This is a genomic window from Acinetobacter lwoffii, from assembly GCF_052078135.1.
GTDB lineage: Bacteria > Pseudomonadota > Gammaproteobacteria > Pseudomonadales > Moraxellaceae > Acinetobacter > Acinetobacter lwoffii_Z.
The window spans coordinates 24,080-49,638 of sequence record NZ_JBQGUZ010000009.1 but is presented as its reverse complement, the minus strand read 5'-3'; the positions used below and the strand labels follow the sequence as shown (position 1 = coordinate 49,638).

Here is a 25,559-nt window from a genome sequence, read left to right as displayed (position 1 = left end):
CTTCATGGTTGTAATTAAGGTGCTGGTACAGGGAATGCACCTTTTACGAATGCTTCTGGGCGATACACAGCCAATGCAAGACGCTCTTCACAACGGATGGAGATCATGTTCTTCTCGAAGTCATCAGCATTTTCGGTTGAAATCACCACGTTAGCATCTTCACGGTCAAAGATTTGAGCAGCGTCCGCGAAACTACCGGTAAGGAAGTTTCCAACCATTGCAGCATGATTTGTGTCTGCTACCGGCAAGCCCCATAGGCTTGGCGTATTAGGTGAGAATGGGTTGGTAAACAAGTATGCACCGGTGGTGTCTTTCTGTAATTCAATTGCAGTCCAATCATTCATATGCATCACATGACCTGTTGCAAATACATCTGCCAAAGCAGCTTGCAGCATGGCCAAACGCATAGTATCTACGCGAGTCGGGGATGCAATCGTAATTGGAGCTGAATAAGCAGTTGCTTGAGTATAAATACCATGCAGGTTGTTACCAGTGCCTGAACCAAATAACAGTTGCGCATCTTCAACACGCTTAAGGCCATTAAGCAAACGACCATTGATAAAGCTTTGTAACTGAGGCAAGTCATCAAGAATCTGCTTAGATGCTTTCAGCATGTGAGCGATTGTTTTAACACCTTCCAGCACTTCTTCGAATGTTAATTCTGAATATGGCTTGGTGGTGTTTTCAGCCACCGGTGCAGCGTTATTGGTAAAGCCAGTTTCACGCAAGTAAGCAATCGCATTACTGGCCGTTTGACCTGGAGCCAATAGGTCACGGATGGTCACGCGCTGATTTGGCGCAGTCACGATACGAGTCGAACCATCAACAGGGTTTACTGCAAATGATGTCAGTGCATTACGGGGAACGGCTACACTGATACGTTTTCCAGAAGTTGCATTGCTTGCAAATGAAATAATCTGCTCATCTTTTACAGCAAGATCACCAGCACGAGCATCCACTTGTGTACCTGGATTACCAGTGCCACCACGTGCAAATAATTGCTCAGCTTCGCCCAACTTCACCTGTAGGTCATTCTGGGCTTGGCGCAGATTATTTAGGTCTGTAAGTGCTTTATCTACTGCTGCTTTAGTTTCAGTAGACAATTCACCAGCTTTTTTTGCTTCATTCAAAGCATTTTCAGCCATTGGTTGAACTTTTTCAGTCAGATTCTTTAAGCCAGTGTTTACGTCTTTAAGGGCCTGAGCTGTTTGGTCTTTAGTTTGATCAGTCATGATTTTTCATCTCTCAAAAATAAGAAAACCGCCATATAGGCGGTCATAAAATTGCTATCAGGTTTTAAGTGCTAAATTTCTCAGTAGCGTTACGCATACTTTGAAGAACACTCTCGAGTACATCATTGCTAGCGCTTGGCGTAGCTTGGTTGGTAGCGCCAGGCGTACCCTTTAAATCTTGAATAAGTTCCCGTCGTGAGCTTCGAGACATTCCTGCTTTGGCAAGCAAAATATCTGCTTTATGTGCTGCCACCTTTTCTTTAGTAAAGTTCTTTGTATCTTCAACAACCACATCAGATGGCAGGAAAGCATCAGCAAAGCCACTATCGATAGCATCACGCCCATTGATCCAGCGCTCTTTATCCATATCGGCTTTAAGCTCATCCATGCTAAGACCAGACTTCACATGGTAAATATCAGCAATGGTGTCATCGATCTGCTCAAGGAAATCTGCAGTTTCACGCAAGTCGTTGCGATTACCCCAAAGTCCTGTCCAGGCATTGTGAATCATAAAGAATCCAGCACGGGCAATTTGAATCTCATCGGCTGCCATGGCAATAAATGATGCTGCTGAAGCTGCAACCCCCAATACACGTACAGTCACATGGCCTTTGTATTCGCGAAGCAGGTTGTAAATAGCCAGACCTTCAAATACATCACCACCCGGTGAATTGATATTGACTACAACATCAGCGCCATCAAGTGAACGCAATGCCGCGCTGATTCGCTTAGCAGTTACACCAGAGTCATCCCAGTAGTCATAACCAATCGGATCATAAATACCAATCGTGTTGTCATTTTCATCTGATGCTTTAATTGCAGGATTCCAACGATCAAAAGCTAACGGCGAAACACCACCTTTTTCTTTTGCATTAAAATTAGCGACTGGCAGCAGGTTTCGTTTGCTCATTATTATCACCTTTGTAATTGGTCCCGACTTTATCAAGCGGAATTAATGCCGATTGAATTGTATAAATTTCCCCACCCGCAATAGGCGCTTCATTTTCTTTGCGTCTTACTTCATTTCGGTTATACCAACCATTGTTGAGTGCAGATGCATAATATTCAGCACGGCCTTTTGAGTCTGCCCGCAATAAGCCTTCCACACCAAACTCAACGTAATAGGTTTCAAACTCTGCAGCACCAATCAGGCACCGTGAAATTTCCTGTTCAATATTGACCAGTAATGGACGCAAGGTATTGGTCAGGAATTGCATGTTCATGCCTTCAACACTGGAGGCCCATGAGCTTTGCTTATCCAAATGTCCAACCATGAATGGTGGTACCCGGAACCAGCGGCAAATTTCCTCAATTTCAAATGTCCGGGTTTCTAACATCTGAGCCGCTTCAGGATTCATGGTGATACCGTGGTATTGCATACCATTTTCAAGCACCATCATTTTTCCGGCATTCTTGGATCCCATGAATTTCTTCATGTTGTCTCTAAGTGAATCACGCTGATCTGCTGTTAATTTCCCTTGAGCAGATAAAAGACCTGATGTCTGCAAACCGTTTTCAAAGAACTTGGCTGCAGCTTCTTCAGCAGCCTGTGCAGCTCCAATGGTTTCACGCGCCTTCTGGACTTTAAATAAGCCCATCACTCCATCGATACCAAAACCACGAACATGCATCATGTTTTTTTCAGTGATTTCACGCTTAACACCACTTTCGGTGTAAGTGTATTTCAGCATTCCATTGGTCTTGTTCCTGGTCACCGCCATGTTTTGGGGTAGCAATGGATTCAATGAAATAATCCGGCCTGATGCACTTCGAATAATTTCAATGTATGAATTTCCCCATAGGCAGATACTGGCCACAATCATCAGCATGAATCGGCTTGGTGTCATCTCGTAGTTTGGTGACCGGCACAAAAGATTGTAGAGCGGATGCTTAACTGCAACATCCCGGCTACCGTCCGCTTTTCGTTGGTAAATCTTAAGAGGCAGCGTTGATACAGTTTCTGAAATCAAACTCACACATGAAAAAACGGCGCTCAATTGAAGCGCCGAATCCACAGTTACATGCTTACCACTCGATGTGGCCAATAATGCCCTTAATAATTCAGGCTCCAGACTCAGATGCCCATCAAGCCCAAGGAAGCGCAAAGCTGCTTGAGCAAACCGACCCGGCTTCTTTGTACTCATTCAACACCTACCATAATTGGATCATCATAAAATTCATCACCTGTAGGTTCCCCTGCAAGCACCATTGCCCGACTGATGCCCATTAACAACGCTACAGCACCATCGATTTTCTTAAACTTCTTTTCCTTATCCGGGAACTCGGTTTCATTTTTTCCTGTTTTAGAAATAACGTTGCCAATCATCCAGCTAAGAATTGGGTTTCCATCATGATGAAAACGACCTGCAGCAATGGCGGCTTCAAGCTCCTTCATTGCTGGTGAGAATGTCTTTGTAGTTTTGGGCATCTTGATTGAGGTATATCCGGCATCGTCCACAGTTTTTGCAATCTGGAATCCACCCCACTCATCGTAGGGAACCTCAGTCAAAGACACTCGCTGAGCATCTTCGATTAATTCCTTTGCGATTTGATTCAGGTCATTCTCATAGCCATCACAGACATTCAGCAGACCTTTGTTGAACCATTTCTGATACCGCTCAACCACCTGCTTTTCATCGCCGCTATAAACCGTGTCTTCAGGTAGATAGAACTGCGGATCTATACAGTAGTAATGCAGTCGACCATCATCCTCAATTCGATAGAACAGGTTGATACGTGCTGCAATATCGATTTTTGATGATAGATCCACACACATCATGCAAGGCGTTGCTTCAAAGTCATCAATGTTTAGGTCTGGATTACCGCAGGCCTTCCACTTTTCCATGTTGAAAAATGCAGATTTTGCTGATACCCAAACGTTTAAGTGCTTAGTTTTAAAAGCACCTTGCTTTGATGCGTTCTGAATTGCCCGGCGTTGCTGAGATTCCAGATAGTCCGAATAAACAGAAACCCCATAATTGGGGTTTGCTTTGGCCAATACTGCCGGATCTGTCCAGTCATCTCCCTCATCAATGGTCCATATCCAGCCAAACAGCTCATCATCTGGTACGGTATCCAGGAGCATTTCCTGAACACGTGCACGTAAATCATAACAAGGGCCTTCAATATTAAAGCCAGCTGTTGTGATTGTGAAAATCATAGGCTGTCGACGTGCACCCATACCGGTCTGCATGGTGTCATACAACGCAGATGTTGGATGCTCATGGAATTCATCAACTACAGCACAATGCGGTGACTGACCATCTGGTGGGTCCCCGATGATGGGCTCAAAAATAGAACCTTCGTCAGGAATCTCCAGGCTACCCGCATTAATCAGTACGCCAGCTGCTTCAATAAAATCTGGTGAACGTACCGCCATTAAGCGTGCAGGTTTAAAAACTTCCCATGCCTGTTTCTCGGTAGTGGCACCCGCATAAACTTCTGAGCCAAATTCACCATCATTGGCAAACATGTTAAGAGCCACGCCAGCAGCGATTGCAGACTTACCGTTTTTACGCGGCACCTCCCAATAGCTTTCACGGAAGCGGCGGTACCCGTCTTTTTTACGAACCCAACCAAATGTGCAACCAATACCAAACTTTTGCCAAGGCTCAAGCGTGATGCTCAGGCGCTTCATTGCCCACTCACCCTTGGTATGGGGCAGCAATTCAATAAAAGCGATCTTCTTTTCTGCTAGTTTTGGCTCAAATTTATAAGGAAAATCTTTATTTTTTGACTTAATCAGGTCATCTAAGTGGCGTTTACAAGCAAGTTTTACCCACTTACATGCAGGTATTTTTCCTGAAACAACCTGCTTTGCCCATTTATTTGCAATGCCAACGTTTGGGAAAGCTGTCATTTCGGCCTCGCTACATATTTAGCACCTGCGCAAATTTATTTGTTTTAGGTTTATTACCCCCACCACCTAACCGTCCCCGGGAAGATGGATCCAGACCCAGCATTGCCCCAAAAGAAGCCATCTGTTTTGATGCCTCATTCACTGCAGTCAAGGCTGGATTTTTAATCGTACTGCCTTGCGCTGTTTCCAGTGTGGGTCCATTCTCGACTACTTCTTTTTGGGCTACGCGCAAGTTGTGATAAGCCATGCAGAACATTTCCACGTTGTGCATGTCTGTAATTTTAAGAACTTTGTTTTTTAATAATTCCGGAATAACCGAGCGCCACATTATCTCAGCGTACTCCATCTCTGAAAGATATTCTGGTACCTCAATATCTACGACATCAGCAAATTCAGGCACATTGGTATTGAGAGGACGTCTGCCCGGGTTGCCAGCTGCCAGTTTTGTTTCCTGTGGTTTTGGCTTTCGGCCACGACCAGGAACTGAAGAAACTCCACCCATTTGTCAACACCCTGAATTTTTAATTTCGCGCACGTAAAAATGAACGGAGGGGGGCGGTCATTTAGGCAAAGACCCTGAACTCTCGACCCACCCTCCCCCTTCTGTAGCTGTTTTTTCTCTATGACACGGTGCACACAACGACTGTAGATTGTCTGGATCATCTGTACCACCGTGAGCCTTAGCCTTAATGTGATCGACGTCTGTAGCCTCAGCCACACGCCCAGCAACGGAGCATTTCACACAGAGATAGTTATCACGCTTCAATATGCTTTCACGCAGTAATCGCCATGCATAACCATAGCCACGCGCCGTAGTTGATCCTGATCGGTCTTGGCGTGCTGTCCAGTTGCTGCGCTTATGTGCATGCTTATCACAATAGCCTTGTTCTTTTGGTGATTTGGTTAGGTTTGGACAACGAAACTCACGGCATGGTCTGCTCATCTTAATAACCTTAACGTCTGCGTGATGCGCTATCTTTTAAATACTTTCCCAGAGCAACATTAGTATTAGCACTAATGACGCTCTCACTATTATTCAAAGTCCAATATCCTTGATCGCTACCAAAATCAGCACGAATCAGTCCAATATCCTTAAGCTGTTCATCAGTAAGCTGCTCAAGTGTCATACCTGGGCAGAGAACTATTGCTTTAGACTTATGAAACTTAGACCATGCATCTCTAACAGCCTTAGCTATCTCAGGAGTAATCTGCTTTTCACACTTGATTACATTGATTGCAGCGACCTGTGATAAAGGCTCAACCGTAAAATTAACAACGATTGGTCGCGTTAACCACTTCTTAATTAGTTCAAACATATCCATCAATCCAAATAAGGTGACTTAGGTTCATCTTCATCATCTTCGGTCTGCATCATCGCTATCAGCTCATTGTTCTGATCCACGATACGAGCCATGACTTTATTCTGTTCTGCCAGTAGATTGCTTTGAGCTGTCGTCGCCTGGCTTTGGTTGTTCATTGCTTGAAGCATCTCGACCAGTAAGGCGTTCGATACACAGCCGCATTCTTTCTTTTGCTCGTTCACTTTGCTTCCTTATCCATTCACGGTTTCTTTCACACGATGCACATGTCATCTGAATCACCCAAGGTCACATTGATTTCGTTAAGCAGGTATTGATTGACTTGATCTACAGTGGAAACATTCACAAATACCAACTCAACATCTTTGATTGCCAAACCAGTCTCAGCCTCAAACAATCGTTTGCGATTAGCTATGTCCTGGTATAGATCCCGCTTAAAGGCATCGAGTCGTTCTTGATCACTTTTACCCACGGCGCTATCTCCGACTTAAATTGATTTGAATGTTCTTCATGCGAGTACGGATGTTTGCCATTACTTCATCAATAGCGATCATCTGTTTGCTATTCATGAATGCTCGACTTAGGCTCTGGTACTTCACCAGCTCATCATGCAATTCATTTAGATTCTTTTGGGCTTCTTTGACATCCATACGCACCACCAATAAGAAAAGAAAAACCCCTCAACATCTAGAATGCGAGGGGCTTTATTTGCCGTAATACGTCCGGCGAATTTTAAGAATAAAAAAAGCCTGTTTAACTCTCTCTCCAATTAAACAGGCTTGACTTGCGCTACAACTTATTTCTTATTTGCAGGGCTACCATATTGTTTAAGTATTTCAATCTAATGACATGGCTATTTGTTTGAGTGATTGTTATTCAACTTCTTTCAAACAATCCCGACACACCTTGATTTCTTCATCATCAACCGTGTAATCGATTTCAGTCGCACCGTGTAGGCCGAATAAACACATCAGTAATCTAAGCATGATTTTACTCCTGGACAATCAAGCAATCATGTCGCAAGAAATGTCAGTTATTTTCACTTATAAAACATAAATTTATAATATTCATTACTGAAATAATGTCATTAACTTTGTTGAACTAAGCAAGATTCATTCCTGGTTAATCAAGCATTTTAACTTGGTGTGATTACACTAGTATTTCTCAGGGCAATAAAAAAGCCCACCATTTGGCGAGCTTTCCTTGATGCTTAAACCTATTTTTGACATTTCACGTTAAACTGGTATTCGTCTTGAGTGACCTTAATTTTAATATTTTTATATTTTCGTTTGTTTGGATCCATTGCCGAGCCAGCCACTTCCTCAAAAAAACTACGATCATTCATTAGCTCGCCATACGCTTTATAGCCTAATAAAATCTTTTCAGGCTTTTCGCCTTCAGCCACTAATTTACCGAGAGTATCTTCTAGTTTTTTAACAGTTAAAATCGCCATTTCAATTAGAGCTCAAAAACAAAAAGGCATTATCACTTAATTTTATGAATAAATAATGTCAAAAAGCCCACCATTTGGCGAGCTTATTTTCAAATAGCCCAGGCATTAAAAAACCCGCATCTAAGCAGGCTTTTTGGTGCAATCAAAAACAGTAGCTTTCTTGCACAAAAATTGGAGATCAATCCAATATGGTCAACGCTGTATAACTTCGCCAACCATAACATGAATATAGTAGTTTACTGCGCGCAATACAAGTGTTTTAATTGATTAATTTTTATTCTTTTATGCTTATGGGGTGTGGTGATGAAAAACACATGGATGAAGTTTGACTTTTACCAACTAAATATTACTACGAAAGAAGATATTAAAAATGCTGCTGATATTTTTAACAAAGTTATGAGCAATCAATTTGAATGTTGTTTTGATAGCAATGGATACACTAGAGAGCTCTTCAAAATAACTCATAGAAGCTCACCTTGTAATTCTTATACTGGAATATTTAGAAAATTTAGGACTGATAAATTTCCTGAAGTAGGGACTCCTGGAGGAAACGGAGTTCCTGTTGATCTAAAGCCTGGTGAAGGCCTAATAGAATCTAACTTTTTTATTTTTTATCCTGAATTTAATTTACTTATCTGGCATGTAAATGGATATGGTAGTCTCCCTACTAGATTCGCCGATTTTCTAAAAAATCTATCAAACACCCCTGTAACAGTAGAACCTATTATTCAAGCCGATGCTGTTAAAGAGCTAATGAAAGAAAGTAGTCAATTAAAAAAAATTATTGCAACTATTGCTCGCCCTACCAACCCCGAACTTTATGATGTAAGCAATGAAACTAAAACAATATTCGCATTAATGAATAATACGGATGCAGATCGCTTTAACCTCACTTTAGCAATTGACTTGCGTAGCAATAAAAAAGGGAAGTTAAAGGGCCTTAAGGATACTGCCGTTGAATTGGTAAATCTGAATGCTGAAAAAGCTATCGCAGTAATTGAGGATGAACATGGTTTTGTACATCCTATCGACCTTATTGCTCATCGCCTCTCTGATAGACGACAAGTTGTGACTGACAAAGGTTATGTACAGCCTAAAACAATGTTCAGTTTGATAGATAATGTGTATGTAGACAATCAAGGAGCTTTAAATGACTACTTCGGCACCATTGATTCGCGCATTGCCTAAATACATTTTCTGTATCTTGCTACCTATTGTTTGTGCTTATCTATTTTATAATTATGCCCCCTTTAGTTTTTATGCTGACAATACTCAAACTTCTCAATTTGAAATAGCAAAATTTACTGCAACAATTTCTGCGACTTTATTGGGCTTCTTATTGACAGCAATAGCAGTTTTGACAGCTTTAATGGACAAAACATTAATTGCCAATATGAGGAAGACTGGCCACTATCCCAAGTTCTTAAGATTGGCATTATTTACTAGCTCGATATTCTTAATAGTTACTATTTTGGCTTTTTTGGTTCTATTATTATATCGAACAGATTTCTCCCCTATAGCATTCAGCTTAATGATTGGCTACTTGGTTCTTTCTTTCTTGCTTCTAATTAGAACTGGATATAGTTTCTTTAAAATTATCTATAATGTGTAAGGACTCTTATGAGTCCTTTTTTAATTGAAACAATATAGAATCCAGTCGACTATCCAGCCAAGTCTCAGCAGCTAAAAGAAACTTATCAATATTACGGCGATCCACCTTGGTCTTACTTGCCAACACGGCGATCGGATATCCCTTCAAATAATGGAATTCAATCCACTGGTACAGATCTGGTCGTGAAAAGCGCAACTGCGTCACCAGGTGATCAATAGCAACCAAGGCATCATCATCTAGCATCACCTGAACACCTGACGACTTCTGCCCCTCTTTCAAACGCATCAAACCATATGTAGGTGAGGTATAAGTCAATTCACTTGGATTATATGAAGCATGGCGCGCCCACTTACCCCACTGCGCCAATTCATTTTGCATCATTCGAATCGTTGGTTTTACTTCTACAATTGCGCTCATTTATAGTCTTCCCTTAAATCTTCCAAAATCTTTTAAAAACCAACATTGCTGCATCACGTGCATGCTCATTCGTGCGACCAGTCCAACCAGTGATCTTCTTAAACAGATCCGCTTTGGTTTTAGTAGCATTTGCTTTTGGGTGAACCATGATGTAATTGAACTCTTGTTCTATACATCAGTCCTCCCAGATCTGCGCATCACGCTTTACCGACCCCACGCCTTGAGCTTTTTCTTTACCACCAGTAAACCAAGTACGTTTACGAGCATCTTCGATATACAGCTTTAAACTATCTTTCCCATGAATTGCTTTTATTTCCTGAACAGCTTGCATTGCCTTGGTGATACTTAAGCACTCCACTTGATGCAACTCCCCACCGGTGCCATGGTCCATTGCCACGGCGTAACCGGTTTTAACTCCTGTATCGATGCCGATGAGGATTTTAGTCACTGGCACCTCGCCACATCATTACAACAAAGCAAGCCATAAGAATAAGCATCAGCGCACCCGGAATTGCAGCCCTGAACTCAGCAAAAAGAACAGTATTGCAAATCAAAAGCACTGCGGTTTCTTGTTGGAATTTATTCATGACTCACCTCGCAACACAAACTCCTTATCTCCTTTGCACCAACACACATATGCGATTTGCACGGTTAAATTGCGGTACCCAATACCCTGATCAAAATCAAATAAGCGCTCGCCGTAGATAAATCTAAGCTGAAGGTAAAATGGTTGGGCAGCAAAAAAGGTTTCAAATTCTTTGCGCTTATCTTGTTGTTTAATGATGGTCACATCAGCTACGGCGCACATAAACGGAATGCCTGTATCTAAACGGCCAAATACACGACCATCTTCAATACGATCAATAATTCCTTCACCAGTGAATTGCTTTCCTGAAAAATCAGTACTCGATTCAGAAATAAAATTAACTTTTACGCGGTCATGAATTTTCATTGATTGATTACTACCGTATTCGGGCTGATGTGGTTCTTGATATCACTGCATGTATCAATGCGGTCGTGATCGGCGATTGCCGCTCTCAGATCATCCAGGTAAACCGTTTTGTCTCTAATGCCAGAATCCCCCAAACGCCACGAGTAGCACTCCGCACCTTCTGGAGCCTTTTCCACAATCTCACGGCACCTTTCTATGCCACCATAGCGCCGCACCAAGCCTTGAGCATCTACGCCATATTTTTCGATTAAGTTCATACGGCACCTACCGATTTAAAAGTTTTTACAGCCTTCTTAACCAATTCCCATCGATCAACAGCAAGTTTCGTATGGCCTCTCGCAGCATCACGCAAATGTCGAGTTTGATAACCCACTATTTCAGAAAGTCGTTTAAAGTCATCTTGGCTTGGGAACTTACTAACAAACTGACCCAGCACCTCAGCCTGCTCTTTCATTTGAGCCTCAGCCTTTTGTTTTGATGCTGAACGCCGTTGCTCTTTAAGTGCCGCTTTGTACTTTCGAATTTCTTCATTTTTCACTTCAATCGCTTTTTCGCGATCAATCCGGTCCTGCTCACTTCTCACAGCATTTGGAGCGCCAGCCGGAAGAATTCCATTTTTGAAATGAGTAAAGCCGCGATCTAATTTCCTAACCTCACCACCACGTGCAAAGAATTCCTCCAAGTCACGCTCCAGCTGGTCACGCAAACCACGTTTAGCTTCCATCTGTGCATGAGTAATGTTTTTGCCCATCTGTATTGATGTGATGCGCTGTTCTAGGATCTCGTTCATGCTGCTCTCCCCGCACGCTTAAAAGCACCTTTCACTTTTGCAGCCAACTCAGGCGGACACGGCACTCCTTTACGATTGCGCTCATCATAAGTTAAAGACTTAGCCTTGCCCCCTTTCTTCCACATTTCCTGCACACGGCCTTTTTCCTTCGCCCGTGCAAGGTAGTCCTGATAAATCGCATTAAAGGCGTAATGCGCTGCTTTCTGCCCCTCTACGTTGAGGATATGGCGCACCTCATCAAGACTGCGCTTCGCAAGTGTCGTAATTTCCGATTTTTTATCATTTTCAAACTGCAACGCTTTGGCCCATGCCATATCTGCAGTCCACCAGTCACCACCTTGTTCACACCAGCTACGGAATTTCGGAAGGTTTGGACACCACTCTTCAGAATTCATACGCAAGATGCCGCGAGTGATATCAGCTGGAGTCAGGCCACTCAAAACAGTGCATGCCAACTGCACAAGCTCTTCATCTGAATAATTTGCGTATTTTTTAGTGAACTCAGCGCCGTAGACATCACCAATGCGGTTTAAAACCAGTTCTGCCACTTCAACTGGAAAGTTCACAGCAAAAGCGTTTTCGAATAATTGAATATTGCTCATTAGTTTGACTCTCCCACTGTGCGCATTTGACTTGGATCTGCTTGGTTACCGAAGCGACGGCGTTGCATTGGCTGTTGGTTTTGAACTGGAGTTTGTTGTTTAGGTGGATAAACGCTTTGATAACTTCCAATGATTGAAGCTTCCAGTGACTGGTTTGCCTGATCACCAAAGCCAACCAATTTTTTAATCAAAAGGTTTACGGCGTTTTCAGTAAGTGGTTTTCTGATGCTGTTGCGCATATCAACAAATTGAATCCATAGATCACGATTTACGTTCACTGGTAACTCAATTGCTTTTGCATCAAACAACGGTTGTTTTTTAGAAGTGGATTTCTCAGTTTTTTCAGAACCAGATTTCTTCTGATCACCCTTATCTTTATTTGTTTTTGTATTAGTTGTTTTTGAGTTGTTATTGTGTGTCGGATTTTCCGACAAGTTGATGTCGGTTTTTCCGACTACCCCTGTCGTATTTTCCGACAAGTTTGCAGTAGTCGGATTTTCCGACAAGTTGGAAATTTCACGCTCAGCAAGATCACTTAAGGAGTAGAGTGTTGCCTGGTGATCACGACCAATTCTTTCTACCAAACCAAGTGAAACTAATTTTTCAGCACCAGAAATCACAGCATCTTTTCCATAGCCTGTAAATTTCATAAATTGTGAAATACTGATTGCATCAGTTTCTTTCTGCCAGCCACGAGTTTTGCGAACAATCAGAATATAGATTGCCAGTGCTGCACCTTTCATTTCAGCCATTACGCCGTCATCAATGAGAGCATTAGGTAGTTGAAAGCTATTAGGAACAAAACTACTCATACCACCACTCCTTCACTTGTAAGCTTCTCAATTACCCATGCTTCACCTTTTGTAGTGAACATTGGTTGAGAAAATCCAAGCTCAGTTTGCTTAAGCTCACCAAAGCCTTTATCAATAAACCATTGCTGGAATACACGCGCACGTTTGACACCACGGCTATACACATCGAATTGATCCAGGTATTTATTCATTGCCATGGCTGACATTCGAAGTTTCTGGGCTACTTGAGTGGCATTGAGCAAAGTGTCACGCACTACAATTTTTTCGTAGTACTCCACTTTTGGCTTGTCGAGTTCAATTTTTCGAGCTTGATCGGCTGCTAATTGAAGTGCTTCTGCAAAAGTTTGAGGAAGTTGGACGGCGTTTTGGTTCTCAAGTTCATACCAGCGCTTTACCAGTGCTGCAGTGAATTCTGGGCAAAGTTGAGCAACCACAGTGATTGAGTCTAATTTTCCCTGCTCACCAGAGAAAACATAAACCTCAACATTGTAATTTCGGCTATTGGCTTCTTTTTGCACAACCGCCACTGGCGGGCATGCTATTACCCCTCTATCAACCAGGCGCGTAATTGAGCGCTTTGTGTCGTCATGGCGGGATTGAACAAGCTCTGAAATATCAAGGCTTGTCACACTCTGTTGATTATGATTAAATTGTGTCATCATATTCATGTTCATTTCCTTCTCGGGTTTGTGAACAACCGGAAAAGCCTGATCTAGACCATCAGGCTTTTTCTTTGTGGCTAGGGTTGATATATCGCCCAGCAGCTTTCTTTAATGCCTCATCAGTGGCAGCTGCATATTCCTGAATCTTTTTCAAAAATTCGTGTGCTTCCTCATATTCCTGAGGTGTGACAACGCTATCCTCTAAAACGTCATAAACGGTCTTAGTGGCTTGACCTGTAGCAATATTGGTTTGCAGCAAGTTCTCAACAATTGAGAGCTCGCGATGACTGTCACCTGATGAATTAACTGGAACCAACACGAAGCCAAGTTCATGCGCCCATACTTTGATTAGCTCAGGGTTGCGGGTAAAAGATTGGATCGCCTCAAACTTCTTTAGACTTGGAACATGGTTTTCCATGTTTGGATTGGCATAGTTCAAGATCATGTTGTGCGAGTCGCCAGTAACTTCAGCGATTTGTTTTGGTGAAATCCCTTTCGTTTGATGGATCATTTTGAAGATCGCGGTTTGGGCTTCTTTACTTAGTTCCATTTGTGAATCCTTTGAAATATTTCACGTATCGTCAAATCATTGTTTTTTAGATAATGATTAGGCAGCGTTGGTAGATTGCCAGCTTGCAAGGGCTTGGCGATCTGCTTTAAGTTTTCCTTGGCTAAGCAATTCGTAAATTGCTTGGGTGCCGAGTGGGATTCCTTCTTCTTCCCATCCGGTCAATGTGGATCGACCTTTTAGGATTTTTTTAGACAACTGAGAGTTGTTTTCTACGCTGTAAAAATTTCGTAGATCGGCAACATTCATTGTTCTGTTCTCCGAACTATATTTGTTCGGTTTATTGAATCACTTGTTCGGGTAAGTGTCAACTTAATTGTTCATACTTCCGAACACGTAATTAATGGAATGATTTTGTGATGACTTCAGCTGCAGATCGTATAAATAAAAGAATGAGTGAACTTGGTTTGAGTCAGGCGGATGTAATGCGAGGTACGGGTGCTGGTCGTGCGACCGTTTCGGGTTGGATCAATGGATCTAATTCACCAAGCGCAAAATACATGGAGTCTTTGGCCAAGGTTTTAAAAACAACATCGTCGTGGATTTTGAATGGTCAAGAAAATAAAACTAACCAATTGGACAATAGTGTTGACTTAAAACCTTTATACACAGTAGGTTATGCTCCTGTAATATCGTGGGTACAGGCAGGAGATTTTACCGACATGGAGTCAATCAGTAACCTTGCGGAATGCGAAATGCTTCCTTTGGTGCCAGGTGCCGGCAGAAGAAGTTTTTATCTTGAAGTAAAAGGCCTGAGTAATGCGCCTTACTTTGAAGAAGGCGAAAAAATCTGTATCGATCCAGATTGGTGCCTGGAAGATATTCAGACTGGCGAAATGATTGTAGTTAAATGCAATGATACTGCGACATTTAAGGCTTTGATTTCAGAATCAAATGGCTATTTCTTAAAGCCTTTAAATCCGAACTGGGGTGAGAAAATTATTCCACTTAATGAGGATTGTGTGCTTGTCGGCAAGTATGTTGGCTCATTCCGTCCTGCTAAGAAGTTTAACCTCTCATAAATAAATAATAACTTTTAAACAGCCCGCCTATATGGCGGGTTTTTATTTGTGTTTTAAAAAAATATTCGATATTTCGAACATAATTATTCATTTTTTCGAACAACCCTATTGACAATATTGTTCGGTTAAACGAACATTAGTTCGAAGACAACAAAAAGCCCCAGCGTAGCGCGAACTACCTGGAGCATGACTCATCACCCTACTGAGTGAAATTATTATGAATAAAAACCCAATCCAAAGCAACCTGCCAGAGTTCGGCCGATCAAGCATGACCTCTGAGTGTTTGTATCAACACCCAAAGCCTAAATCTGTAGCGAAAGAAGTCGCTTCAAATGTTGCAGCTTGGTCTTTAGTTTTCTCAATCCTTTTAGGTCTTTCAGCAATGTTTATCGATCAGGCTGACAAAGCGTCTAAGCGCCAGGTTGAAGCAATTGCCACTTCTGTTGGAACAAACAACTAATTCAACACGGCTTACACAAGTAATTTTTGGAGAATAACCATGTCAAAAAACAAAACCTCTTTCGCTCAAACACTTGAAAATTTACGTCACGGTACTGTGGCTGAAGAAATTGATGAGCTGCTTACTGAAGCACTCCAGGCAACGGCGGATACCGGCAAGCAAAGCAAGGTCACTATTTCTTTGACCATTAAGCCAAATGGCAACGGCGTCTACAAAATCATGGATGACGTTAAATCAATTCTTCCTAAGTTCGATAAAGAACCAACTGTTCTATTCACCGATGGAAAACAGCAGCTTGTTCGTGAAGATCCACGCCAACAGAAATTGAATCTTGAACAGATCCAATCAAGCGGCCCAGTAGATGTGAAAGCACTGCCGGAAACCAAAAAACCAACTTTCAAAAACCTCAGCTAATTAAAAGGCCTTAACAACATGAATAACTCTGAACTAAATAATCAAGTGGGTACAGTAATGCATAAAGATGCTTTCGTAATTGGTCAAACTTCTCTACAGGCAGCTGGTGACGTTTTACCTTTCGTGGTTACACCTGAAGGTGGCAGCGTTCACACCTTTGAAGAAACACTGGAACGCCCACTTCAACTTAAGCAAGCAACAATCTTGCATACAGCAAAAGACCTGATTGCCTACGTTAATCGCTTTGCAGATGAAGACTCAATGGTTTTTGTAGATGTACTGGGTGGAAAAATTCAAGCGGTACTGGACTTCCACCAAGCCGAAAAAGTTGCAGGTTATGGTGCTAATGCTTATCAACGCCATTGCAAGCACACTGCTCACTTCATTGTTAGTAAGACTCCAGAATTTGAAAAAGTTGTAGCGAACTCTGGCCGAAAAATGTCACAGATGGATTTTGCATTATTCCTAGAAGATGTAATGCCGTATGTGAATCAGCCTGCTGCAGCTGAGCTTTATGAAATCGTGAATACTCTTCAGGCCAAAACCAATATCGATTTCAAATCTGGTACTCGTACTGACAATGGCCAAGTGTCATTGACCTACAACGAAAACATTGAAGCCAGTGCCGGACGCCAAGGCAACTTGAATATTCCTGAGCAGATTGTATTTGGTATTCAGGTACATCGTGGTGGTGAGCATTATGCCCTTCCAGCTCGTTTCCGCTACCGCATCAAGGATGGAAATATTGCTTTGTGGTACGACTTGGACCAGCTCGAAAAAGCGATTGAAAAGTCTATGGAAGATACCGTGACTTATATTCGCGAAGGCAAAACCGTATTCAATAATGATGATACTGAAACGGCGTTACCAGGTGTTCCATCATTTGTGACGATCCTTGAAGGCTCTGCAAATATCTAACCATTAGACCGGATGGCCATGCACTGCGCATGGTCATTTAAAGGATAGTGAAATGAATTACCCACCCATTGAGCCCAAAGGCACCAAGAAAATTCATTTTAGCTTGGCTGCACCTTTTGAAAACTGGCTATTGAATGACGGGTATCAACCAAAACTGGTCAAGCATGCCGCCTTGGTTCGATACAGCAAATCAAATAAACCTACGCTTGAAATTGATGGCACTGGAAAGATGAGCGAAGCCACTCAAAAGCGCTACGCCATTTTTCTTAAGCAGTATTTGAAAGTTGGTAAGCCCTTACTGGTTTCTTTACGGGCTCAGGCACCAAAATTATTAAGGATGGCGGCGTGATGGAAGATAACAAATTGTGGTGCGTAGGCATCTGTCCTGAAGATGATAGTCCTCATGAGCAGTCACCTGCTGCATCAAAAGAAATTGCTGAACGTGCTTTGGCTCGATACAGAGCTATGACTAAAGCTGAAGGTAATCAGTTCATGATCGAATCATTTGATGAATACTTCCAGGCTCAAGAATGGGAAGGCACAGCTGAAGAACACCAGGAACAAATGTTTTATACAGAAGACTGGTTTAAAGAGCCGATGTACCAGTGCTTTGACCTACCAACAGCATGCAAAGTTTTTGAATATGGTGAGATTGTTAAATGCTACAAAAAAGGCTCATCACCACTTACCACATCAAATTTTGAAGAAGCCAAGCGCTTCTATGAGGTGGCGTGATGGATATTTCGGAAAAACAAGCTGTATGGTTTGAGCAAAGACCATTATTTGAGGCTGAGTTTATTCACTCTCATCTTCTACCGTTTTTCAATTTCAATGAAAACACTGGTGATTATGAAATCAAAAGTGAATGTGTAAACAACACTGATGATGAGGATCGAAAGGTTGCTTATGAGACTTTAAATACCGGCTGGGTTATGTGGTTACGTGCAAAACGTGATGCCAAAGCCCAAGCGGTGCCGGAAGGGTTTGTTTTGGTACCAGTTAAAGAAATCAAAGAGTGGTATTTAGATGATAGTGAAAGTATCTATCGCGAAGACCCCGACTGGCTTTGTGATATCTCTATTGGTGAAGTCGTAGAGGTTGAGCATCGGGTTTCATATGAATTGGATCAAGACCCTGTTTTTGCAGCTATCCAATGGGATGAAGAAAACGGTGATGTCGGATATTACGAAACATTCAAAACTAAGGCTGAGGCTGAAAAAGTAGCTGCGCACTGTAAAGCAATGGTAGAAGCACAGGAACCAGCCAATGACTAATCAAATAGTTGAGCCAACCCCATTCGATGATGCGCAATGGCTCTGGTGCACCAACTGGTGCAAGAAAAAAGGTTTAAGTCCATACGATGCAGTGAATTGGGCGAATGCAAAAGCAGAATATTTGAAGGCTCAAGGAGGAAACAGTGACTGATATTCAAAAACTATGTGAGCACTGTGAAGACAGCGATATTGATCAGCAAGTAAATATTATGGATCAATTCATTGAAAGCGGTGAATTCAATAAAACTATAAATGATTTTTTCGGGTTACCTGAATCAGTAGTCCAAAGCTTAAAGGAGGTGTCTTAAATGGGAATTTTTCAAATCACCGTACAAGGTGAAGCACCTCAATTATTCGTAGGCTCTGAAGTTGGCGGTGCAAAGATCGTATCGATCAAGGATGTAAGCCCAAAACTGGTATCAGCTGCTGAACTGGCTCAGTACTACGGTATAAGTGTAGATGCTGTTCGTGATCGTTGCGCAGAGATTAACAAAGGTACTTGTGGCAAATGTCTTTACGATCCAGAACAAGCGAACTTGATTTTGACTGCTAAGCCTGTGGCCAAGCGAGGGAGGAAGAGAGCAAATTAGCTCTCTTTTTTATAATGACATATTAAAAAACTATACTAATAAACTTTTTGGTTTATTACGCTTATACAGTTTAATTATCTCAATAAAAAAACCTTCTTTTTCTGCATTTGATAACTGACTTTTACTTTTTAATGTATCGAAATTAAGCTCGCGTCCATTAAGCTCTAAGATCCATTTGGTTAAATAAACGGAATAACGATGAACTACATTCCCATGGCGCTTATATAGATATTTCGTTTCAGGATCCAAGTATTCAAACTGATTCATAAATTCAATATTTTTATCATACAAAGCTTGTGTTTCACGATCCATACAATTAACCCTAATATTATTAACTTACTACATATAGCTTATAGAAAACTCTAGAAACATTAAATCCTCACTAAGTAAAAACCCCCTATTAAAGGGGGTTTTTTGATCCAAACGTATATTAAGTTAAGCGGCTTTATTCAAAATACTATCCGTGCTTTCTTGCATACTTGATAAAGGAGCAGTTGTGTAAGTCATTGACTTAAGGGATTCAAATGCAACTTTTTCAATTAATTGTTCACACTTAACTTTGTCAAATTTTGATGCATTGCCTAATGTTAAATTAATTACATTTTTCATAGTGGATCCTTTTGCTTAATTTTTAGTTTTTAAAACGAAAGGCTAACCAACGAGGCCCTTCGAATTTAACTGTTAAATTAAGCTCATCTAGAGCCTGCGAAGTAGCGGCTAGGCCATCATGCAGCTTTGTTAGATATTCTAATGTTGAGTCATTACGTGCGAAAATTTTAGTACACCCGGAATGAACGTTTTCTGCTAAAAAAGTAGACACACAAGATGCTAAAACTTTAGCATTGAATAAATCATATTCCTCTTTCGACAATATCTCAAGAGCAGGACTAAGATCAATCGACATAAGTTTAAGCGTTTTTTCCGATCCCATTTTAACTTTAATCACTTCTATTATCGCTACAATACGACCAGATCCCTCTTGAATACCTAGGAATGTAGACTGATTATTTCTGATTGAATAATCACCAAAGAGCTGATTTGAGATAATATGAGTAAAGTTACTTTCTATTAAAAACACTCGCTGCTGATCAAATGAAGCTTTCTCTGCTTCAGCCAACCATTCTGCTTGTAAATGACTTAATAGTGATTCATTTAAAATAATTTTGTTCAAAATAATTAACCCTTTTGCTTGTTCATTGTCTACATGTCGCTCACATACTGAATTTAAAGCTATTTTTTATAAACATCAAAGGGTTTTATAAAAAATAGCTTACGCATCCATCATATCCACAATATCTTCCACATCCGGGTTGTAGTAAGTATTCACCAGAACTTTGATATTTTTATGCCCTGTCACCTTGGCCAGAACTTCTACCGGTAATTTCTGGTTATTCACAAACCGAGTAATAGCCTCATGGCGTGTGTCATGGAAATGAATATCCGCTAATCCTACTTTTGCCTTGCGACGCTCCCACATTAACCGGAAAGCATTTTCATTTTGTGGAATCAACTTATCCCCTTCATGATCGATTAGATCCAGGAGTGCCAAAGCCTTTTTAGTCAGAGGAACATTACGAGCATCACCATTTTTAGTTTTTGGTAGATGCACATGCCGATCATAAATTTCCGCCATTGTGATACCAAGGATCTCACCACGGCGCATTGCTGTTTCCAGTGCGAATAGGAATGCCCATGCAACATAGTGCTCTGGTAATGTCGGTGTTTGCCCTTCACGATAATTCAATCCCTCTAAAATGAGCTGAATTTCTTCATCACGAATACGGCGATTACGTGCTTTAGGTTTGGCCGGTTTTTTAATGCCCATCCAAGGATTACTTTCCAATAAGAAAAGCTCTTTAACTGCATAGCTAAAAACTGACGAGTACAGCGCAATTTCCCGCAATACCGTATTTGCCCCAACCTCTCTTAAACGTTTATTACGCCAGGCAGTTAAATGCTTTGGTGTGATGTCATGAATCGACATATCTGCCAGTGCACCAAACTTTTCATCAAACGGTGCTAATTGCTCTTTGACGTATTTGGATCCACGAAGCTTTCGCCCATGCTCATCATAATATTTATGAAAAAGTGTTTTAAATGGGTAGTGCTGTTTTACGCCCAGATCTTCAGAAAGTTTATTTGCCTTTGCCTCAAGCATCTTTTGCGCAGCCCATTGCTCGCATTCTTTTACGGTGTCTCTGGTTGCTGAATATGTTGTTCCAGCAATCATTATTTTAATTCTGTAGCTTTCACCGCGCTTGACCGCTTTAGGCATTTTCATGATCTATAACTCTATATTCTTGGTCTAATCTTGGTCTAAATTTAACTGCATTATCGGCAAAAAGTAGCGATTTTACGGATAGTGCTGTTAAGGGTAGACTTTATTCAAGACAACAAAAAAGGGTTTTAAGCTATTGTTTTCGCTTAAAACCCTTATAACATAACGTTTAGAATCTTGGTAGGTATAAGCAGACTCGAACTGCTGACCTCTACGATGTCAACGTAGCGCTCTAACCAACTGAGCTATACACCTAGAATGCTTGGCATATTATAAATTTTTTCTCATTAAGACAAGCCTTTTCATTTAGTTTTTAGAACATCCGAGCAAGTTTTAAGCAAATCCTTGAATTTTTTCAATTCTTGCTCAGTTATTGAGGTTCCCGAATAAAGATTTTTTTCAAAAACCTGTATAGCTTGAATAAAGGCAGTCTGGTTTTCAATCTGAACCTGTTGAGATAAACGCTGCATCCAGTGATGAAAAGTTTCTGCAGGCTGTTTTTTGAGATGATCAGTTAGAGATTGATTCAGCTGTTGAATCGCACGATCAAATGGAGATTGCGCCTGTCGGGCTTTTAGATAAATTCTAAAGATATAGGCCAAAATCAATAGCGCAATACTGCCCAGTAAAATTATGACACTCGAATAAACTGAACCGAGGCCTAATTTTGATAACCAGTTTTGTTGTGATTCTGCATTATAACCCACCACCTTACTTTGCCATTGGTAGCTGGCATAATCGCTCCAAACGCGTAGTTTGGTGACCCATAGATTATGCTGCGAGTTCCAGGTCGACTGATTTGCCGATACCCATGCATCCTGAGAAAGCAGATTTTGCATGCCATCATCTATACGCTGTGGAGCGATCATTGCGGTTGGATCAAAGCGTTGCCATTTCTGATCAATCCAAACCTCTGTCCAGGCATGCGCATCGAGCTGCCGGACTTCCCAGCTCATGCGATCTGGTGCCAACTCCCCCCCCTGATAGCCGGTGACCACCCGTGCAGGAATCCCGACATAACGCATCAACATCACGAAACTCGAGGCATAGTGTTCACAAAAGCCTTGCCGGGAATTAAACAGGAACTCATCAATCCGGTTTTGTCCTAATTGGCCCGGCTTCAGGGTATAAATAAAGTTATTCTGCTGATACCAATTCAAGACTTGCTGCACATAACGCCGAGGATCTTCCGCACTTTGCGCATATAGACGTTGTGCTAATTGTTGCGCTCTCGGGTCAAGTCGGCGCTGCACCTGAGTATTCGTTCTTTCGATATATTGCGTTGGCAAAGCCTGAGGATCATATGCTGTCCCGACCCACTGTAACGAAATCGGTTCAACACGTTGCGTGAGCCGTCTCGGCACAATGCTCCAATCCTGACGGTTATAATAACGGCGTTCCACAGGTATCGATTTTTCCAACCCCATGATCCAGAACACCGAAGGATCCGCAGCCAGATATTGGTAGTTCCAGCCTGTAGGTACGGGTGAAGTATCCATCGGTTGTCGCATTAAAGGCTGCTGATTGACGAAACTGCTGGTCCAGCGTTGCCCATCATATTCATCTAGCACCAAGGCTCGCCAATAGAGTTCTGAGCGTGGCGGAAGCTTGCTGACATCACCAATAATCCGGAAAGCAAGGGCACTGGATTGGGATAATTCAGCAATATCCCCAGGTGACATACTATCGCCAATGCCGGTCACACCCTTATTTTCAGGAATGGGAATATGCCAAAGTGGTGGCAAGCGCGGAAAGAAAATAAACAGCAAGATAAAAAATGGAACAGCGTACAAGATAAACTTGCCCACATGTTTGGCATCCTGTTGCAATGCTGCGCGCTGAGTGATCTGCTCCTGCTCAAAATCGCTAGTCTGAATCCGGTACAAACCAATCAGACAGCTGATTAAACACAGCACGATCACAATCGCCATCCCAAAAGATTGGCTATATAGGAATGAGCTGGCAGCAACAAACAGGGCAAAATTAAACAGAATAATCAGGTCACGTTTATTTTTACTTTCCAGTGATTTAGCAAATAAAAAAGTAGATAAAACTGCTACCCCAGCCTCAACACCAATAAAACTATGATGGCTCAAATAAATACTGCCGAGTGCCAAAGCCGTCAGTAGAAAAGTGCCCGTTTTGGGAAATGGCTGCTGACGTTTCAGGAAAATCCAGATACATACAATACTAATCGCAAAAATAATACTGAGTAGAACTGGAATAAATGCCATCTGGGCGATGAGAATCAGGCCCAAAGTCAGCACAATCGAGGTACGGATTTTTGCATTGATCATGAATTTACCCGCCTTAGGCCTGCGCCAACAATTGTTTGGCTTTCCGCAGTTGTTCTTCACCTGCGCCCTGAGGCAATTCGGCCTGTGGCAAATGCAGACTATACGCACATTGCTGCTGCTCGCACTGCTCGACCAGACCCATCACAAATTCAAGTTTTTCTTCATGTGACTGACTCGGCATATGTGCATAATGAATCTCGATACTGTGTTCATCCTCATATTGCTCAAAGACTTTGACATACAGGCCTTGTCCACGCGCAAACTGCTTCCAGGACACCGCCTGCAAGGAATCACCTGACTGGTAATTGCGCAATTCACGGAACTCATCCATATCCGGTTCAAAACGGTTAAAGTGATATTTATTTTCTGTGCTAAAAACTTCAGCTTTAGGCGCGACCCAGGCCGAATGCTGATGATAAAGATAGGTCCAGGCTCGAACTAACCCGAAGGGATAAACCGAATAAATCTGAATCACCGGGTAATCAAACTTGCCACGTTGCTCTGCATAAAATGGCAGAATAAATTGCTGCTTTGCTGCATTCAGATAAACTTTCGCTAGCTGATTCCCTGCTTTGATATACAAATAACGGGGGCGAAGTTGCTGTTGTTGAAAATAAAGATGCAAATTCACGCTATGACCGACCTGCCCGACATCATCCGCGATCAACTCAATTTTCAGGTCATGCAATTGTTTGAAAGTCAGATAAAAACTGATACATAGCACCGCACTGATTAAAAAGCAGAAACCTAAAATCAGGTTATTGGCATAGTTTACCCCGGCTACAAAGGTGATGAAGATCAACACCAGATACAGATAGCCCTGCTGATAAATAAATACCAAGACATCTTTCTGCGAGAGCTGTTTCTGCTGTGAGAATTGAAAGCGCTTGGCCAGCCATTTTTGCCAGGTTTTATCCAAGAGAGGACTCCTTTAGCTGACCGCAACCTGTTGCATCACATTAAACGTTTCAGCTTCACTTAACCCCAGACGATGCGAAGTCACCGCGACAAATACAGCCTGCACATCATCTGGTGTGACAAAAGCACGTTGCTGAATCAAAGCATACGCTTGTGCTGCGCGCTTCAAGGCCAGAAGGCCACGCGTAGAAAGTCCATGACGGCTTTTACGGGTTTCTTCTGCCAGATCAAGCAAATATTCCTGAATCGCTTCACTGATAAATATCTGATGCGTCAGACTTTGCAGATCCAGAATTTCATCTTCGGTAAAAATATGCGCTAGACTTGCAATCAGGGCAAAACGGGATTCCTGCTGTAATAACAGTTTTTCTGCATGGCGTGATGGATACCCCAAAGATAAACGCATCAGGAAACGGTCTAGCTGGGATTCCGGCAAAGCGTAAGTACCACTTTGGAATAGCGGGTTTTGTGTCGCAATCACCCAGAAAGGTTTCGGTAAGGCATAGCGTACGCCATCAATGGTGGCATAGCCTTCTTCCATGGCTTCGAGTAAGGCACTTTGGGTTTTGGGACTACAACGGTTGATTTCATCTGCCAGTAAAATCTGAGTAAAAATCGGGCCTTGTTTAAACTCGAACTGATGTTCTTTCTGGTTAAACATGTTAATACCGATGACATCACTGGCCAGCATGTCATTGGTAAATTGAATCCGCTGGAACTTTAACCCAGCCAGATGTGCCAGACTGCTGGCTAATGTAGTTTTACCCAATCCGGGTAAATCTTCAAATAAGACATGTCCGCCTGCAATCAAACAACAGAGTGCCAGTGTGGTCTGGGCCTGCTTATCCAACACAATGGCATTAACTTCTTCAAAAAAACGCTGGATCTTGGGTGCATAACTTGCAATTTTTTGTTCAAGCACAGTATTGATGTGTGCAATGTCGTTATTTTCCTTTTGTTTCATGCCCCAGATCACAATAATTTCCTTAATAAAACATGGCCTAAGATTAACATACACTGAAATTTAAATTTTCCCAAAAGATCAATCATCTGTCTGTGTAACTGAATAAAAATACTGATTAGAAAATGGCGAGGATTTAAATAATAGAA

At 41.9% G+C, this 25,559-nt stretch carries 39 protein-coding genes, 1 tRNA gene and 1 pseudogene; 12 read left to right on the top strand and 29 right to left on the bottom strand.

Features of this window, described 5'->3' with window-relative positions:
- Positions 1-14: 14 nt before the first annotated feature.
- From ACTL4S_RS07820 to ACTL4S_RS07775, 10 genes are all read right to left on the bottom strand, one after another.
- Positions 15-1,232, bottom strand: coding sequence for a phage major capsid protein (locus ACTL4S_RS07820; RefSeq protein ID WP_441299091.1), 1,218 nt, complete (start codon positions 1,230-1,232; stop codon positions 15-17).
- A gap of 64 nt (positions 1,233-1,296) precedes the next feature.
- A complete protein-coding gene (locus ACTL4S_RS07815; protein WP_005103659.1) occupies positions 1,297-2,142 on the bottom strand; it encodes a head maturation protease, ClpP-related in 846 nt (281 codons plus the stop codon).
- Positions 2,111-3,376 (bottom strand): phage portal protein, encoded by a 1,266-nt coding sequence (locus ACTL4S_RS07810; protein ID WP_441299090.1) that lies wholly within the window; start codon positions 3,374-3,376, stop codon positions 2,111-2,113. The genes ACTL4S_RS07815 and ACTL4S_RS07810 overlap by 32 nt, the downstream gene beginning before the upstream one ends.
- A complete protein-coding gene (locus ACTL4S_RS07805; protein WP_441299089.1) occupies positions 3,373-5,091 on the bottom strand; it encodes a terminase large subunit in 1,719 nt (572 codons plus the stop codon). The genes ACTL4S_RS07810 and ACTL4S_RS07805 overlap by 4 nt, the downstream gene beginning before the upstream one ends.
- A 10-nt stretch (positions 5,092-5,101) precedes the next feature.
- The gene (locus ACTL4S_RS07800; RefSeq protein ID WP_441299088.1) at positions 5,102-5,593 is read right to left on the bottom strand and encodes a phage terminase small subunit P27 family; all 492 of its coding nucleotides are present in this window, start codon (positions 5,591-5,593) and stop codon (positions 5,102-5,104) included.
- Between the two features lie 57 nt (positions 5,594-5,650).
- Entirely contained in the window at positions 5,651-6,034 is a 384-nt protein-coding gene (locus ACTL4S_RS07795; protein WP_441299087.1) for an HNH endonuclease, read from the bottom strand.
- Positions 6,035-6,044: 10 nt separating this feature from the next.
- Positions 6,045-6,407 (bottom strand): DUF1127 domain-containing protein, encoded by a 363-nt coding sequence (locus ACTL4S_RS07790; RefSeq protein ID WP_441299086.1) that lies wholly within the window; start codon positions 6,405-6,407, stop codon positions 6,045-6,047.
- 5 nt (positions 6,408-6,412) lie between these two features.
- Complete coding sequence (locus tag ACTL4S_RS07785) at positions 6,413-6,634, bottom strand: hypothetical protein (protein WP_441299085.1); 222 nt, start codon at positions 6,632-6,634, stop codon at positions 6,413-6,415.
- A 29-nt stretch (positions 6,635-6,663) separates the two neighbouring features.
- A complete protein-coding gene (locus ACTL4S_RS07780) occupies positions 6,664-6,786 on the bottom strand; it encodes a hypothetical protein (protein ID WP_336018923.1) in 123 nt (40 codons plus the stop codon).
- Between the two features lie 840 nt (positions 6,787-7,626).
- Positions 7,627-7,863: a hypothetical protein gene (locus ACTL4S_RS07775; RefSeq protein WP_004646432.1), complete on the bottom strand. Its 237-nt coding sequence runs from the start codon at positions 7,861-7,863 to the stop codon at positions 7,627-7,629.
- Between the two features lie 303 nt (positions 7,864-8,166).
- Here ACTL4S_RS07775 and ACTL4S_RS07770 point away from each other — a divergent pair, with 303 nt between their 5' ends.
- Both ACTL4S_RS07770 and ACTL4S_RS07765 read left to right on the top strand, forming a co-directional pair.
- On the top strand, positions 8,167-9,051 hold the full coding sequence (locus ACTL4S_RS07770; protein WP_441299084.1) for a DUF6731 family protein: 885 nt from the start codon (positions 8,167-8,169) through the stop codon (positions 9,049-9,051).
- Positions 9,014-9,475 carry a hypothetical protein gene (locus tag ACTL4S_RS07765; RefSeq protein ID WP_286379700.1) on the top strand — a complete coding sequence of 154 codons (462 nt, stop codon included), beginning with the start codon at positions 9,014-9,016 and terminating at the stop codon, positions 9,473-9,475. The genes ACTL4S_RS07770 and ACTL4S_RS07765 overlap by 38 nt, the downstream gene beginning before the upstream one ends.
- Positions 9,476-9,481: 6 nt before the next feature.
- On the opposite strand, the gene ACTL4S_RS07760 is transcribed toward ACTL4S_RS07765, so the two are convergent.
- The 11 genes and pseudogenes from ACTL4S_RS07760 to ACTL4S_RS07710 form a co-directional block, all read right to left on the bottom strand.
- Entirely contained in the window at positions 9,482-9,892 is a 411-nt protein-coding gene (locus tag ACTL4S_RS07760; RefSeq protein ID WP_441299083.1) for an antiterminator Q family protein, read from the bottom strand.
- 13 nt (positions 9,893-9,905) lie between these two features.
- Positions 9,906-10,340: pseudogene (locus tag ACTL4S_RS07755) on the bottom strand (hypothetical protein).
- Complete coding sequence (locus tag ACTL4S_RS07750) at positions 10,333-10,479, bottom strand: hypothetical protein (RefSeq protein ID WP_441299082.1); 147 nt, start codon at positions 10,477-10,479, stop codon at positions 10,333-10,335. The pseudogene ACTL4S_RS07755 and the gene ACTL4S_RS07750 overlap by 8 nt, the downstream one beginning before the upstream one ends.
- Positions 10,476-10,844 carry a hypothetical protein gene (locus ACTL4S_RS07745; protein WP_441299081.1) on the bottom strand — a complete coding sequence of 123 codons (369 nt, stop codon included), beginning with the start codon at positions 10,842-10,844 and terminating at the stop codon, positions 10,476-10,478. The genes ACTL4S_RS07750 and ACTL4S_RS07745 overlap by 4 nt, the downstream gene beginning before the upstream one ends.
- Positions 10,841-11,101, bottom strand: coding sequence for a hypothetical protein (locus ACTL4S_RS07740; RefSeq protein WP_100535054.1), 261 nt, complete (start codon positions 11,099-11,101; stop codon positions 10,841-10,843). Before ACTL4S_RS07740 ends, ACTL4S_RS07745 begins: the two co-directional genes overlap by 4 nt.
- The gene (locus ACTL4S_RS07735) at positions 11,098-11,634 is read right to left on the bottom strand and encodes a hypothetical protein (RefSeq protein ID WP_441299080.1); all 537 of its coding nucleotides are present in this window, start codon (positions 11,632-11,634) and stop codon (positions 11,098-11,100) included. The genes ACTL4S_RS07740 and ACTL4S_RS07735 overlap by 4 nt, the downstream gene beginning before the upstream one ends.
- Positions 11,631-12,236, bottom strand: a complete 606-nt coding sequence (locus ACTL4S_RS07730; RefSeq protein WP_441299079.1) for a restriction endonuclease — start codon at positions 12,234-12,236, stop codon at positions 11,631-11,633. Before ACTL4S_RS07730 ends, ACTL4S_RS07735 begins: the two co-directional genes overlap by 4 nt.
- Complete coding sequence (locus ACTL4S_RS07725; protein WP_441299078.1) at positions 12,236-13,048, bottom strand: phage replication initiator YdaU family protein; 813 nt, start codon at positions 13,046-13,048, stop codon at positions 12,236-12,238. The genes ACTL4S_RS07730 and ACTL4S_RS07725 overlap by 1 nt, the downstream gene beginning before the upstream one ends.
- The gene (locus tag ACTL4S_RS07720) at positions 13,045-13,716 is read right to left on the bottom strand and encodes a phage antirepressor KilAC domain-containing protein (RefSeq protein WP_441299077.1); all 672 of its coding nucleotides are present in this window, start codon (positions 13,714-13,716) and stop codon (positions 13,045-13,047) included. Before ACTL4S_RS07720 ends, ACTL4S_RS07725 begins: the two co-directional genes overlap by 4 nt.
- 52 nt (positions 13,717-13,768) lie before the next feature.
- Positions 13,769-14,260 carry a phage regulatory CII family protein gene (locus tag ACTL4S_RS07715; protein ID WP_441299076.1) on the bottom strand — a complete coding sequence of 164 codons (492 nt, stop codon included), beginning with the start codon at positions 14,258-14,260 and terminating at the stop codon, positions 13,769-13,771.
- Between the two features lie 57 nt (positions 14,261-14,317).
- On the bottom strand, positions 14,318-14,527 hold the full coding sequence (locus tag ACTL4S_RS07710; protein ID WP_441299075.1) for a hypothetical protein: 210 nt from the start codon (positions 14,525-14,527) through the stop codon (positions 14,318-14,320).
- A 110-nt stretch (positions 14,528-14,637) separates the two neighbouring features.
- Between ACTL4S_RS07710 and ACTL4S_RS07705 the strand changes: the two genes are divergently transcribed.
- The 10 genes from ACTL4S_RS07705 to ACTL4S_RS07660 all read left to right on the top strand — a co-directional run bounded on the left by ACTL4S_RS07705 (position 14,638) and on the right by ACTL4S_RS07660 (position 18,956).
- Positions 14,638-15,300: a LexA family protein gene (locus ACTL4S_RS07705; protein WP_441299074.1), complete on the top strand. Its 663-nt coding sequence runs from the start codon at positions 14,638-14,640 to the stop codon at positions 15,298-15,300.
- Between the two features lie 217 nt (positions 15,301-15,517).
- The gene (locus ACTL4S_RS07700; protein WP_441299073.1) at positions 15,518-15,760 is read left to right on the top strand and encodes a hypothetical protein; all 243 of its coding nucleotides are present in this window, start codon (positions 15,518-15,520) and stop codon (positions 15,758-15,760) included.
- A 39-nt stretch (positions 15,761-15,799) separates the two neighbouring features.
- Positions 15,800-16,174: a YfdP family phage-associated protein gene (locus ACTL4S_RS07695; protein WP_005103684.1), complete on the top strand. Its 375-nt coding sequence runs from the start codon at positions 15,800-15,802 to the stop codon at positions 16,172-16,174.
- An 18-nt stretch (positions 16,175-16,192) separates the two neighbouring features.
- Positions 16,193-17,092, top strand: coding sequence for a DUF2303 family protein (locus ACTL4S_RS07690; protein ID WP_441299072.1), 900 nt, complete (start codon positions 16,193-16,195; stop codon positions 17,090-17,092).
- A 52-nt stretch (positions 17,093-17,144) separates the two neighbouring features.
- A complete protein-coding gene (locus tag ACTL4S_RS07685; protein ID WP_441299071.1) occupies positions 17,145-17,441 on the top strand; it encodes a hypothetical protein in 297 nt (98 codons plus the stop codon).
- Entirely contained in the window at positions 17,441-17,827 is a 387-nt protein-coding gene (locus ACTL4S_RS07680) for a hypothetical protein (protein ID WP_441299070.1), read from the top strand. Before ACTL4S_RS07685 ends, ACTL4S_RS07680 begins: the two co-directional genes overlap by 1 nt.
- Entirely contained in the window at positions 17,827-18,366 is a 540-nt protein-coding gene (locus ACTL4S_RS07675) for a hypothetical protein (RefSeq protein ID WP_441299069.1), read from the top strand. The genes ACTL4S_RS07680 and ACTL4S_RS07675 overlap by 1 nt, the downstream gene beginning before the upstream one ends.
- Positions 18,359-18,517, top strand: coding sequence for a hypothetical protein (locus ACTL4S_RS07670; protein ID WP_441299068.1), 159 nt, complete (start codon positions 18,359-18,361; stop codon positions 18,515-18,517). Before ACTL4S_RS07675 ends, ACTL4S_RS07670 begins: the two co-directional genes overlap by 8 nt.
- The gene (locus ACTL4S_RS07665) at positions 18,510-18,674 is read left to right on the top strand and encodes a hypothetical protein (RefSeq protein WP_441299067.1); all 165 of its coding nucleotides are present in this window, start codon (positions 18,510-18,512) and stop codon (positions 18,672-18,674) included. Before ACTL4S_RS07670 ends, ACTL4S_RS07665 begins: the two co-directional genes overlap by 8 nt.
- A complete protein-coding gene (locus tag ACTL4S_RS07660) occupies positions 18,675-18,956 on the top strand; it encodes a hypothetical protein (RefSeq protein ID WP_191730493.1) in 282 nt (93 codons plus the stop codon). It abuts the gene before it with no gap.
- A gap of 30 nt (positions 18,957-18,986) precedes the next feature.
- Here ACTL4S_RS07660 and ACTL4S_RS07655 read toward each other — a convergent pair whose 3' ends face one another.
- The 8 genes from ACTL4S_RS07655 to ACTL4S_RS07620 form a co-directional block, all read right to left on the bottom strand.
- Positions 18,987-19,268 carry a hypothetical protein gene (locus ACTL4S_RS07655; protein ID WP_191730492.1) on the bottom strand — a complete coding sequence of 94 codons (282 nt, stop codon included), beginning with the start codon at positions 19,266-19,268 and terminating at the stop codon, positions 18,987-18,989.
- Between the two features lie 123 nt (positions 19,269-19,391).
- Entirely contained in the window at positions 19,392-19,565 is a 174-nt protein-coding gene (locus tag ACTL4S_RS07650; protein WP_191730491.1) for a hypothetical protein, read from the bottom strand.
- A gap of 22 nt (positions 19,566-19,587) precedes the next feature.
- Positions 19,588-20,127 carry a hypothetical protein gene (locus tag ACTL4S_RS07645; RefSeq protein ID WP_191730490.1) on the bottom strand — a complete coding sequence of 180 codons (540 nt, stop codon included), beginning with the start codon at positions 20,125-20,127 and terminating at the stop codon, positions 19,588-19,590.
- Positions 20,128-20,226: 99 nt separating this feature from the next.
- Entirely contained in the window at positions 20,227-21,237 is a 1,011-nt protein-coding gene (locus ACTL4S_RS07640; RefSeq protein WP_441299066.1) for a tyrosine-type recombinase/integrase, read from the bottom strand.
- Positions 21,238-21,412: 175 nt separating this feature from the next.
- A tRNA-Val gene (locus ACTL4S_RS07635) sits at positions 21,413-21,489 on the bottom strand.
- A 47-nt stretch (positions 21,490-21,536) separates the two neighbouring features.
- Positions 21,537-23,531: a transglutaminase TgpA family protein gene (locus ACTL4S_RS07630; RefSeq protein ID WP_441299065.1), complete on the bottom strand. Its 1,995-nt coding sequence runs from the start codon at positions 23,529-23,531 to the stop codon at positions 21,537-21,539.
- Between the two features lie 13 nt (positions 23,532-23,544).
- Positions 23,545-24,450 (bottom strand): DUF58 domain-containing protein, encoded by a 906-nt coding sequence (locus tag ACTL4S_RS07625; RefSeq protein ID WP_195724896.1) that lies wholly within the window; start codon positions 24,448-24,450, stop codon positions 23,545-23,547.
- Between the two features lie 12 nt (positions 24,451-24,462).
- Positions 24,463-25,425: an AAA family ATPase gene (locus ACTL4S_RS07620; protein WP_004646552.1), complete on the bottom strand. Its 963-nt coding sequence runs from the start codon at positions 25,423-25,425 to the stop codon at positions 24,463-24,465.
- Positions 25,426-25,559: the final 134 nt, after the last annotated feature.